Genomic DNA, 12,187 nt, shown 5'->3' with positions numbered 1-12,187 from the left:
GTTTTCAACCGCTTTTATTTTTTTAATAAGGAGAATACAACGGTATCTAAAAACCTGCCATTATAAAATAAACATTCTTTAAAATAGCCTTCTTTAATAAAACCGTTTTTGATTAATATTTGTTGCGATGCTGCATTGGCAGGGTTGATATGAGCTTCAATGCTATGCAGTTTCATTTTGGTAAAACCATATTGAATAACGGGCTGAATAGCTTCATGCATAATGCCTTTGTTCCAGCAACCGGGGTGAAGGATATAGCCAATTTCTGCCCGGTAATTTAGTGGGTCAATTCTCCAATAGCAAATAGTGCCAATCATTTTCTCTGGCATTTCTTTAAATGATATAACCCAAAGAATGGCCTTGTTTTCAAACTCATTATTTTGAACCGTGGTGATTAATTTTGTTGCTTCTGAAAGTTTCTTCATGGGGTCCCGGTCAATATAACGCATTGCCTCTGCGTTGTTCCTTATAGCAAATAATGCAGCGGCATCTTTTTTTAAAAGCCGTCTCAATACCAGGCGCTGCGTATTGATTTTTGGAAAAGGATGAAAATTGAGGTGCAGCATTTTTTCATTTAAAAAATAATATCGCTTATTACAAAAATGGAAAAAATAAGGGAAGCAATTCCATTGGCTGTCATAAACCTAAGGGTTACTTTGCTCAGGTCGTTGGGTTTTACCAGGGTATGCTGGTAAAATAAAACCCCTGTAAATACAGCAGACCCAATCCAATACAGCCATCCAAACCCTCCATACCATCCGGCAAAAATTACACATATTGCAGAAAGTACATGCAGCAGTGAAGATATGCCCAGCGCATTTTTTTTGCCCACAGCAGACGGAATGGAAAATAATTTGTTTTCCTTGTCGAAATCTTCATCTTGTAATGCATATATAATATCGAAACCGCTCACCCAAAAAATTACGGAAAAAGAAAAGAGTAGGGGCAACCAGGCAAATTCACCGGTTACAGCAAGATAGGCGCCAATTGGCGCTAAAGATAAGCCCATGCCCAAAACCAGGTGGCATAACGGCGTAAATCTTTTGGTATAGCTGTAAAACAAAACTACAAATAATGCCAAAGGTGATAAGTAAAAACAAATTTTATTAATAAAAAATGTAGCAATAATAAATAGGATGCAGTTAATGATTACAAATCGCAATGCATGAGGAGAAGAAATGATCCCACGGGGAATTTCCCTTAAAGCCGTTCGAGGATTTTTGGCATCAAAACTGCGGTCTAAATACCGGTTAAAAGCCATTGCTGCCGAACGTGCCGTTACCATACAAACAATTATCAAAACAAAAATTTTTAGATAAAATTCTATTGGTGGGTTTAACCCATGCAACACATGCCCGTTTACATGAAACTCAAAGGGGTTTTGGAGTAGTAGCTTTATTGGGGAATCGTACCTCACAGCAAGGGCAAAGCCAATTAACGCAAAAGGCATGGCAAATACTGTATGCGAAAATTTAACCAGGGATAAATAATTTTTTATAGTAGACATGGTCAAAATGATATCAGAAAAAAGTTACGCAAATTTATATAGTTTTTGTATAGCCTAATGAGGCTGCGGTTTGCATCATATATTCGTAAGCGGCCTCGTAATTATTACTTATGTTACCGTCTAATATAGCATTGCGTATAGCATCTTTAATAACACCCACCGGCTTTGAAGGCGCAAGGTTAAAAGTTTTCATAATTAATTCTCCGCTTATAGGCGGCTGCCAGTTGCGGATATGGTCTTTTTCTTCTACTTCGGCACAGCGCCGCCTTACGAGTTCAAAATTTTCGATGTAGCGCTTTACTTTTTGTTTGTTTTTGCTGGTAATATCTGCCTCACAAAGCAACATGAGGCTTTCAAAATCTTCGCCGGCATCAAAGAGCAGCCTCCTTATTGCAGAATCGGTAATTTCTTCTTTACTTAAACTTATGGGCCGCAAATGCAGCTCTACCATTTTTTTTACAAACCGCATTTTTTCATTTTGTGGTAATTTGAGATGGGCAAATATTTTTGGCACCATTTTAGCGCCAACCACTTCATGCCCATGAAAGGTAAAGCCATGGCCTTCTTCAAATTTTTTGGTTGCAGGCTTGCCAATATCATGTAATACTGCAGCCCAGCGCAACCATAAATCTCTGGTGGTTTTTGCAATATTGTCCACTACCTGCAGGGTATGATAAAAATTATCTTTATGGCCTTTGCCCTCCACATATTCTGCACCGGCAAGCAGTACCATTTGCGGAAAAATTTCTTTTAGTAAACCGCTTTTATACAATAAGTCAAACCCTATTGAAGGGGTATCGCTCAGCAAAATTTTATTGAGTTCATCGGCAATGCGTTCTTTACTTACAATTTTTATCCTATGCACATTTTTAGTAATAGCATCAAATGCTTTTTGCTCGATATTAAATTGCAATTGCGTGGCAAAACGTATTGCCCTTATCATCCGCAATGGATCGTCACTAAAAGTAACTACCGGTTCCAAAGGCGTAATGAGGCGCTTTTCCATTAAATGTTTTAACCCATCAAAAGGGTCAATCAACTCGCCAAAATCACCATCATTAAGGCTCATGGCCATTGCGTTTATTGTAAAATCCCTCCTGTTTTGGTCATCCTGCAGGGTACCGCTGCTTACCTCGGGCTTTCGGCTATGCATTTGATAGCTTTCTTTTCTGGCGCCAACAAATTCTACTTCAATGCTGTTGCTTTCATTTTCACCGCCTGTGTTTTCAAAAAAATATTTAAACTGTGCCGTTCCAAAAGTTTTAAAAAAATTTACCATTGGCCTTGGCTCCAATTTTTCGGCAGTTTTGCTGGCCAGCGCTATGCCATCGCCTATGCATACAATGTCTATATCTTTTGTAGGCCTGTTCAATAGCTTATCCCTTACAAAGCCGCCTACAACCCAGGCTTTAATACCCAGTTCTTTGGCGGCCTGTGCCGTTTTTTTAATAATCAATAATTCTTTATCCGAACATGATAAATTCATGGGGCAAAAATAAAGCCTTTATAATTTTACAAAGGCAGTTTTTAATTATTAGTACTTTAATACAAATGCCTGCAAATGCAGGCATTTAAAGAATATGGTATCAAATATATTATTCCGGTGTATTTTCTTCTGGGTTTTCCAGCTTTTCCTGTTTAATTAGTTTTCCTAACCCGGTATCTGCTTTTTTGCTTTTTTGCGATTTTGGGGCAAACATTACATGCATCCTTTTTCCTTCCATTTTAGGCATGCCTTCAAGTGCGCCAATATCTTTTAACCTGTCGGCAAATTTTAGTAACAATAATTCTCCTCTTTCTTTAAACATAATAGCCCTTCCTTTAAACTGTACATGGGCTTTTACTTTATTGCCATCCTGCAAAAACTTTTCGGCATGTTTACATTTAAATTCAAAATCGTGGTCATCGGTATTGGGCGTAAAGCGAATTTCTTTAACCTCACTGGTTTTCGCTTTTGCCTTCATTTCTTTCTTCTTCTTTTTTTCGGAGTAAATGAATTTATTGTAATCAATAATTTTACAAACGGGTGGATTGGCGCCTGGAGAAATTTCTACAAGGTCCAAGCCCTCATCCTGGGCCATTTTAAGAGCTTCCGGTGTGGGATAAATCCCCGGTGTAATATTTTCGCCTACAAGCCGCACTTCGGGTACTTTTATCATGTGGTTGGTACGGTGCTCCTGCTGTTGTTCTTTTTTAAACCTGGGATTAAAAGTGCCCCTGGGTTGCCTGGGTGGAAATGCCATTTAATTGTTTTAGTTTACAATAGTATTTAGTGATGCAAATAAAGTTAAAAATTATTAACTCTTTGGTTAATTTCTTGTTTTATTGTTGAAATAAATTCTTCAATTTTTTGTGTGCCCAAATCGCCTTTTCCATGCTTGCGAATTGATGCCGTGCCTTCGTTCATTTCTTTTTCGCCAATTACCAGCATGTAAGGTACTTTCATTAATTCAGTATCTCTTATCTTTTTGCCAATCTTTTCGTTTCGGTCATCAATTTCTGCACGAATATCTGCATTTTTAAGAGATTGCAAAACCGAATTTGCGTAATCGGCAAACTTATCACTGATAGGTAATATTTTTACCTGTAAAGGCGCCAGCCATGTGGGGAACCTCCCGGCATAATGTTCCAGTAAAAATCCAATAAAGCGCTCATGTGTTCCCAGCGGCGCACGGTGAATAATCAACGGTATTTCCAGCTGGTTGTGTTGATTGGTGAATGATAGTTTAAAACTGCGGCTTTGGGCAAAATCTACCTGGTTTGTAGCCAGGGTAAATTCCCTGCCTATGGCGCTCCAAATTTGTACATCAATTTTTGGCCCGTAAAATGCACCTTCGCCTTTTACTTCTACAAAGGGTACACCGGTTTCAATTAAAACATTACGTACCAGTTCTTCGGTTTCCTGCCAAAGCTCGGGCTCGTTTACATATTTCTGGCCAAGTTTTTCGGGGTCGTGTAAGCTGAGTCGCATTACATATTTTTCAATGCCAAATATTTTAAAGTACTTAAGATATAAATTATTTACGGCTTTAAATTCCTGTGCAAATTGCTCTTTGCTGCAATAAATATGTGCATCGTTCATGTGCAGGCAACGCACACGCATAAGGCCAAATAGTTCCCCGCTTTGCTCATACCGGTAGCAGGTACCGTATTCTGCAATCCTGTAAGGAAGGTCTTTATAACTTTTGGGCTCGGCATCAAAAATTTTATGGTGGTGTGGGCAATTCATTGCTCTCAGGTAATATTTTTCACCATCCATTTCCATAGGCGGAAACATACTATCGGCATAGTAGGGCAAATGGCCACTGGTGAGGTACATGCTTTCTTTTGCAATATGCGGTGTAACCACTCGCTTATAACCCGCTGCATTTTCTGTTTCTTTGGCCAGCTTTTCCAGTTCTTCAATAATTACAGTGCCATTGGGCATCCATAAAATAAGGCCCTGGCCCACATTATCGTCCATGGTATAAATACCCAGTTCTTTGCCCAGTTTTCTGTGATCCCTTTTTTTGGCTTCTTCCAGCATGGCCAGGTATTCATCCAATTCTTTTTGTACCGGGAAGCTGATGCCATAAATACGGGTGAGTTGTTTGTTTTTTTCATCTCCTTTCCAGTAAGCGCCGGCTATGCTGGTGAGTTTTATAGCTTTTATAAATCCGGTATGTGGTATATGCGGCCCACGGCATAAATCGGTAAAATTTCCCTGGTTATAAAAAGTAATTTCCCCATCGCTGAGGTTTTGTAATAAATCAAGCTTGTATTGATCGCCTTTTTGGGTAAAATAACCTTCAGCTTCTTTCTTAGGCATTTCTTTTCGGGTAAAAACATTGTTCTGCTTTGCCAGTTCATTCATTTTCTTTTCCAGCAAAACAAGGTCTTCTTCTGTAACCTTGGTTTCGCCAAGATCCATATCATAATAAAAACCTTTATCTATTGCCGGGCCTACCCAAAACTTTACCCCTGGAAAAACAGCTTCTACGGCTTCGGCCATTAAATGCGCCGACGAATGCCAAAAAGTTGATTTTCCTTCGGCATCATCCCAGGTTAATAATTTTATTGAAGCATCATTATTTATGGGCCGGCTGGTATCCCATACTTCGCCATTTACTTTTGTTGCCAGTACTTTTCGGGCTAATCCTTCACTTATACTTTTAGCCACATCCATCGAATTAATGCCTTTTTCAAATTCTTTTACCGAACCATCAGGCAAGGTTATCTTTATCATTTTTTAATATATGTAGTAATTTTTTTGGAATGCAAATTTAACGAACTCTTTGCAGAGGAAAAACAAATGTGGAATAACTTTGAAAATCGGCCAAAAACCGCATCGAATATGATTAAACGGTTACTAATTTTAATAATTTTTACTTATGGGTTTTGTGAGGGATTTGCCCAAAAAATTACCGGGCAGTGGAAAGGTATTTTTATAGATAAAAGTACATCGAGTATGCACTGGGGCGGGGACAGGTGTGAATATACTTTAGAACTCGAAATGAATGGTACAGCAGTAAGCGGTTATTCCTATACTTATTTTACCGAAAATGGAAAAAGATATTATACCATTTGCAAACTAAATGGTTTTTATGATGCACATACAAAATATGTGGAGGTAAAAGAAATACAGCGTACCAAAACCAATGTACCAGTGAATGTTCATAACTGTTTTCAAATACATAAATTGAAGTATACAAAACAGGGCAACGATGAATTGCTGGAAGGTACCTGGGTTCCTGCAGAAGGGCAGGATTGGGATTGCGGTAAAGGAATTACCAGTTTGCGGCGCAGGGTGTTGAAAGATATTATTCCAGGGTATACCATGCCGGTGGTAAAAAATAATGTTGCACCTAAAAACAACACAAAGCCACAAACCAAAAACCATTTGGTAAAGAATAAAGCGCCACAAAAAAATATCGTAAATCCGGTAAAAAAGGCAACGGTAATTGCTAAAGATAACACCGCAAAAACAAAATCCACAGCACCCGTCATTGCCAGAGAAAAATCACTCATTAGAAAAATAGACCCGGTAGTAAGTGCTATTGAAGAGCCTGTTGTGGTACCATTGCCTGCCATATCCTTACCCAAAACTTATGAAAAACGGATAAGTTCAATTGTAAAAACCATACCTGTAAAAAATAAGCAATTAAAAATTTGCCTGTATGATAATGGCGAAATCGACGGAGATAGTGTATCCTTAATTTTTAATGGAAAACTTTTGTTATCTCATAAGCGCTTATCTGCCGGGGCTTTGAGTATAACCGTAGATTTGGATAATGATAATAATGCCGTAAATGAATTGGTAATGTATGCAGAAAACCTGGGCTCTATACCGCCCAATACTGCTTTAATGGTAATAACTGATGGCACCCAAAAGTACGAACTGAGGATAAGCAGCGATATGAAAAAAAGTGGGGCAGTGCGCTTTTTATATGTGCCCGATAAAAAGGAGCCATAATTTTACCGATGTTTTTTTTATAGGAATTGAATAACAGGAGTTTAATTTTAGTAATAATAGAGCCAATTCCACCAGTTTTTTCCATTTGCACGTTTGCCATTAATGAGATAAATTTGCCCACTTTTACTTAAACCAGAATTATAAAATTATGCGACAAATTGCATTCAGGGAAGCTTTGAGAGAAGCTATGTCGGAAGAAATGAGGAGAGATGAAAGGGTGTTTTTAATGGGTGAAGAGGTTGCGGAATATAATGGCGCCTATAAAGTAAGCCAGGGAATGCTGGATGAATTTGGGCCTAAAAGAATTATTGATACTCCAATAGCCGAATTGGGTTTTACAGCTATAGCCGTAGGCGCTGCACAAAACGGGCTAAGACCGATAGTAGAATTTATGACCTGGAATTTTGCCGTTTTAGCATCGGATCAAATTTTGAATACGGCATCAAAAATGCTGGCCATGAGTGGCGGGCAGGTAGGTTGCCCTATAGTGTTTCGAGGTGCAAATGGCAGCGCAGGCCAGTTAGGCGCACAACATTCAACTGCTTTTGAAAGTTTTTATGCCAATATACCCGGCATAAAAGTTATTTCAGTAAGCAACCCTTACGATGCAAAAGGCCTTTTAAAAGCTGCCATAAGAGACGATGACCCCGTTGTATTTATGGAAAGCGAAGTAATGTATGGCGAAAAGGGAGAAGTGCCCGAAGAAGAATATATTTTACCCATTGGAAAATGTTTTATTAAAAGAACAGGTAAAGATGTAACCATAGTATCTTTTAATAAAATGATGAAAGTAGCGCTGGGCGCTGCAGAAGAACTGGCCAAAGAAGGTATTGAAGCCGAGGTGATTGATGTGGCCACGATTCGTCCGTTAGACTGGCATACCATTTTGGAAAGCGTTAAAAAAACCAACCGCCTGGTAATTGTTGAGGAGCAATGGCCATTTGCTTCGGTAAGTTCCGAAATTGCTTACCGCATACAAAAAGAAGGCTTTGATTACCTGGATGCTCCAATAAGGCGTATCACCAGCGCCGATGCACCTATGCATTATGCACCCAACCTGGTTGCAGCATATCTTCCCAATGTTCCCCGTACGGTGAGCCTGGTAAAAGAAGTAATGTATATGAGAAAATAAAAAGTCAATTTTTTCGTAAATACCATGGAGATTATAAATGAAAAAATATATTACTTTATGGATATTTGTTGCTTTGGGTTACCAGGCCTACCCACAAAAATTTTTTACAACCTTTTTTGGGGGAATCAGTAACTATAATGGCGACCTGAATGGGTCAAACCTTTTTTTACGCAACTCCCGCCCGGCATGGGGATTGGGCATTATGAACGAAATTAACGACAGGATGTTCATAAGGGCAGATTTTACTTATGGTAAAATAAGAGGCGATGATAAGCTTGGCGATAAAAATAAATCCAGGAACCTTTCTTTTGAAAGTAATATTGCAGAATTTTCTTTGGCTTTTGAATACAGCCTTTTTAATTTATACGATTTCAAGGTTTCTCCCTATTTCTACACAGGCGCTGCAGTATTTCAGTTTAAACCTACTACACACGACAAAAACGGGAACTACATTATTTTGCCCGATTATAATACCGAAGGCCAGGGTTTTTATAAAGACCGGAAACCCTATAAATTACGGCAATTTGCCATTCCATTAGGTGCTGGTTTATTGTGGGCAATCACCGATAACAAACGCATTGGTGTGGTATTTGGATACCGCAAAGCTTTTACCGATTATTTAGATGATGTTAGCACTACTTATGTTAGCGCTACATCATTGTCTCAACATTATGGAAACGGCGCTGTGGCCATTGCCTGGCGTGGCGATGAAATTAATGGTGCTGCATACCCTGCCGAAGGCGCAGTAAGGGGCAATCCCAAAAGCAAAGATTCCTATTTTTTTTCAGGGCTTACACTTAGGGTGCGTTTACAAACAAAAGGTAAAAGAAGGATGGGCGACTTTGGATACCCCATTAAAAGAAAAGCCCGGTACGATTGCCCTGCTGCAGTTTGGTAAATGAATTAATCTATATCTATCCCAATTTTTTTCATGAGCAGCGATGCATTGAGGCTGGTACAAATACCTGGCTTTAATAAATAATCAAAATGCAGTTCTTCATTGGTTACCTTTACATCAAAGTGAAAGTTTTTTATATTGCCGGGATGTTCTTTTTCTAAACCGGCAAGGGCAACATCATGGGTAGCAATTATTGCCGGCGCTGCTTTGCGAATTAACTGTTTAATGAGTGCTACGGATCCGGTGTGCCTGTCCAGTGAATTGGTACCCCGTAGAATTTCATCCAGTAAAATAAAAACAGGCTCCCGGTTATTTACTTTTTCCAGTATGGATTTTAGTTTTTTTAATTCTGCATAAAAAGTGGAGGTGTTTTCTTCCAGGTTATCGGTAATACGCATACTGCTTATGAGTTGCACCGGCGCCATGCTGAATGCTGTGGCACATACAGGTGCACCTGCCATTGCCAATACAATATTAATCCCTACGCTCCTAAGGTATGTACTTTTGCCAGCCATATTGCTTCCGGTAATGAGCATAATTTTTTCATTTCCGGCAATTTCAATGCTGTTGTTCACCCTGTTTATCTCTGGTATAAGTGGGTGCCCCAATTTATTTGCGTTTATATTAAAATCCCCTTCTTGTATCGCTGGCATTACCCATTTGGGATGGTTGAAACGCAAAATGGACAGGCTGCAAAGGGCATCAAATTCAGCCAATGCACCCAGCCAATTTTTTATTGATGAAGGGTTTTGTTGTTTCCATTTTTCAAGTTCAAGCGCCTGTTGTAAGTTCCATTGCAGTAAAAGATTGAGCGGCGCAGCCATTACGAGGTTGTACCGCATATCCATTTTATGGAGTATAGTTTTTAATTTCTTAATTTCTATTGAAGCAGGAGTATTAGCGTTGCCTTTAAATTTCTCAAGAATTTGTTGCAATAACGGCGCCTCAAATTTTTCTTTTTCAATTAATGAAATTATTGCTGCAATACTGTCTATTTCATCAGTTACCTGAGATAATTTATTATGTATGGGTGAAAATACCTTATTTACCTGATAGGCTACAACTGCCATAAGAAATAATACAAGGTAAAAACCATTTAATGGGAAATAACCAAATATGGTAGTCGCAAAAGCCAGCAATGCTATTGCAGGCAAAACATACCTTAGCCATTGCCAATGCCTGAACTGGATAAAGGATGTAGGTTGCTGCATCCAGCTTTCTAAAATGGATGCAGAGTTATTGGTTAATTTTTGCCTTTTACCAATACAGCAAAGTTGTTGTATCCATATTTGTTTTTGAGAAAGCTCGTTAATAGCTTGTTGCCTCTTTTTTATTAAATCAAAATTGGCTGATTGTGCCAGCATTTGAGCTAAATTATCACTGCCTGGTTCTGTAAAACTCCGGTTTAGGTATTGAAATAATGAAGCATGTTCAAAAATATCAAGATCGTTGCTATAAGGATGGTCTTTATGATGGTATTGGGCTCCCGGCTCAAATTGAAAATATTCCCCGTTTAAAGCATTCCGTTCGTCCTCGTTAATGTCAATTAACCTTTCATTATCTTCCAAAGCCTGTTTATTGTTCAAGTCTTTTAAAACCAAACGGGTAAATAAAATTATTAAAAGGAGCGCTGCTATAAATATTGCCCACCACCCAATATCCCATAAAATATAAAGCGAAACAAATAAAGCTACCAATGCACCCAGCCGAAAAATGCCAAAGTACTTTTTTTTGGTGTTCAATATTTTTTGTTCCAATTGGAGCGTTTCCAGTCTTTTGTTGTAAAAAACATCAGGCATTGAGCAAAAGTAGCCGTTTAAATGCAAATAATTTGGCTTGCAGAAGCAAATGAAATTTGAAAATTAACATTAAATCAAAAAGCTAATTCGTAAATTTGCAGGCTGGCTTAATTTGAAAGATTAAGTTCAATTGGGGCCGTTTTGGTTTTGACAGCAAAGTTCTTTGTAGGTGTAAGCATGTACTGCGTTGCGTAATTAGCAGTTAAATCTGAATACGAAAACTTTAAATGGCAATACTTCGTATGCCATGGCTGCCTAATCAGTGATTAGATAGTCATTTGGGCCGCAGCACAGGATTGCCTGTTTCCAGATGCCGCCGCCGACTCAACAAACAAAACAGGTTGCTGCAGCAGCATGATGTTACTGTTGCTTAAGATAAACATCTAAGGAAATAGTTGGTTTGTTATGTTCCGGCTGTTTCCCTACAATTAATGCATAAATAAACATGTAGAAAGCTTACGATGGGTTTGTTTGGACACCGGTTCGAGCCCGGTCGGCTCCACATTTTAAAAGGAAGGGTGTACCAAATTTTATTTTATATAAACTTGTTGCACCCTTTTTTTATCCTATATCTTCTTCGTCTTGTTTAATGGAATAACTAAATTTCAACTCGCTGTTTAATTCTGTTTCGGCATCTTCAAAAACAGTAATTAATTTTTCAAATTTTTTTAAATGAAAAGGGCCCAGGTTCAGGAATTTTATTTTTGCCGGCAGCTCAATATACCCGGTAAGGCAATCATAAAGTGCATCAAGGTTATTGCCAAAATGTTCAGGCAAATTCAATTGATGTTTTATTTCCCTGTAAAGTTTTTTCCAGGTATGTATTTGTTGAAAATCTATTTTTACCAGCCTGTTCATTTTTGGGTAAAGGTTTTATAATGATCAAAGGTTACAAACAATAATCCATCGCCGGAAAACAGCAACCGGTCTGCATTACGATGGCCGCAATTATAATTTAAATCTGCCTCAAACCATTTTCTTCCTTTTTTTTGGGGTAATTGTCCTTCTCTATTGGTAAAAATATCGCCACCAATGGCTTTGCCCGGTAATACGTTGCAAAGGTTTCCTTTTGAAGCATTCCACCCACGGCGCCTTGCTTGCTGCTTAGTGATATAATAATCTGGTAATTTTACGTGTTTTTTTACAAAAGCTACCACTACATCGGTCTTTGTAAGTTGATCTATATCATTTACCTGGTTATTATTTTCAGGCTTCATTTCTTTGTTGCCCGTATTGTTTTCGGGCTTCCTGTTGTCTTCAATTGCCGGTGGGTTTTTAGGCGTATCAATATCTTTTGTTGCGGGTTTATAATTTTTAAAAACCAAAAGCATTATAATTACCAGGAGCAGTGCGATAATTATTATGCTTTTGTAGTCTTTTGTTTTTGATTCGTTCATAC

11 protein-coding genes and 1 other RNA gene are annotated in these 12,187 nt (G+C 38.4%); 4 read left to right on the top strand and 8 right to left on the bottom strand.

The annotated features are described in order from the left end of the window. Window positions 1-14: 14 nt before the first annotated feature. The 5 genes from IPO46_03610 to thrS form a co-directional block, all read right to left on the bottom strand. Entirely contained in the window at window positions 15-566 is a 552-nt protein-coding gene (locus IPO46_03610) for a GNAT family N-acetyltransferase (GenBank protein QQS63693.1), read from the bottom strand. A gap of 8 nt (window positions 567-574) precedes the next feature. Then, complete coding sequence (locus IPO46_03605; protein ID QQS63692.1) at window positions 575-1,507, bottom strand: UbiA family prenyltransferase; 933 nt, start codon at window positions 1,505-1,507, stop codon at window positions 575-577. Between the two features lie 34 nt (window positions 1,508-1,541). Continuing rightward, complete coding sequence (locus IPO46_03600) at window positions 1,542-2,993, bottom strand: HD domain-containing protein (GenBank protein QQS63691.1); 1,452 nt, start codon at window positions 2,991-2,993, stop codon at window positions 1,542-1,544. A gap of 109 nt (window positions 2,994-3,102) precedes the next feature. Beyond that, entirely contained in the window at window positions 3,103-3,750 is a 648-nt protein-coding gene (locus tag IPO46_03595) for a translation initiation factor IF-3 (GenBank protein ID QQS63690.1), read from the bottom strand. 44 nt (window positions 3,751-3,794) lie between these two features. Continuing rightward, the gene (gene thrS, locus IPO46_03590) at window positions 3,795-5,732 is read right to left on the bottom strand and encodes a threonine--tRNA ligase (protein QQS63689.1); all 1,938 of its coding nucleotides are present in this window, start codon (window positions 5,730-5,732) and stop codon (window positions 3,795-3,797) included. 108 nt (window positions 5,733-5,840) lie between these two features. Between thrS and IPO46_03585 the strand changes: the two genes are divergently transcribed. The 3 genes from IPO46_03585 (at window position 5,841) to IPO46_03575 (ending at window position 8,989) form a co-directional block, all read left to right on the top strand. Beyond that, on the top strand, window positions 5,841-6,959 hold the full coding sequence (locus IPO46_03585) for a hypothetical protein (protein QQS63688.1): 1,119 nt from the start codon (window positions 5,841-5,843) through the stop codon (window positions 6,957-6,959). 148 nt (window positions 6,960-7,107) lie between these two features. After that, window positions 7,108-8,091, top strand: coding sequence for a pyruvate dehydrogenase complex E1 component subunit beta (locus tag IPO46_03580; GenBank protein ID QQS63687.1), 984 nt, complete (start codon window positions 7,108-7,110; stop codon window positions 8,089-8,091). Between the two features lie 37 nt (window positions 8,092-8,128). After that, window positions 8,129-8,989, top strand: a complete 861-nt coding sequence (locus IPO46_03575; protein ID QQS63686.1) for a hypothetical protein — start codon at window positions 8,129-8,131, stop codon at window positions 8,987-8,989. Between the two features lie 5 nt (window positions 8,990-8,994). Here IPO46_03575 and IPO46_03570 read toward each other — a convergent pair whose 3' ends face one another. Beyond that, the gene (locus tag IPO46_03570) at window positions 8,995-10,788 is read right to left on the bottom strand and encodes a hypothetical protein (GenBank protein ID QQS63685.1); all 1,794 of its coding nucleotides are present in this window, start codon (window positions 10,786-10,788) and stop codon (window positions 8,995-8,997) included. A 132-nt stretch (window positions 10,789-10,920) separates the two neighbouring features. Between IPO46_03570 and ssrA the strand changes: the two genes are divergently transcribed. Then, window positions 10,921-11,293, top strand: a transfer-messenger RNA (tmRNA) gene (ssrA, locus tag IPO46_03565). A 56-nt stretch (window positions 11,294-11,349) separates the two neighbouring features. On the opposite strand, the gene IPO46_03560 is transcribed toward ssrA, so the two are convergent. Together IPO46_03560 and IPO46_03555 are read right to left on the bottom strand one after the other, a co-directional pair. Then, entirely contained in the window at window positions 11,350-11,646 is a 297-nt protein-coding gene (locus IPO46_03560) for a barstar family protein (GenBank protein ID QQS63684.1), read from the bottom strand. After that, the gene (locus IPO46_03555) at window positions 11,643-12,185 is read right to left on the bottom strand and encodes a ribonuclease (protein QQS63683.1); all 543 of its coding nucleotides are present in this window, start codon (window positions 12,183-12,185) and stop codon (window positions 11,643-11,645) included. The genes IPO46_03560 and IPO46_03555 overlap by 4 nt, the downstream gene beginning before the upstream one ends. Window positions 12,186-12,187 lie beyond the last annotated feature (2 nt).

The sequence above is a fragment of the Chitinophagaceae bacterium genome, from assembly GCA_016699815.1.
GTDB lineage: Bacteria > Bacteroidota > Bacteroidia > Chitinophagales > Chitinophagaceae > Ferruginibacter.
This window is presented reverse-complemented; position numbering and strand designations above follow the sequence as displayed.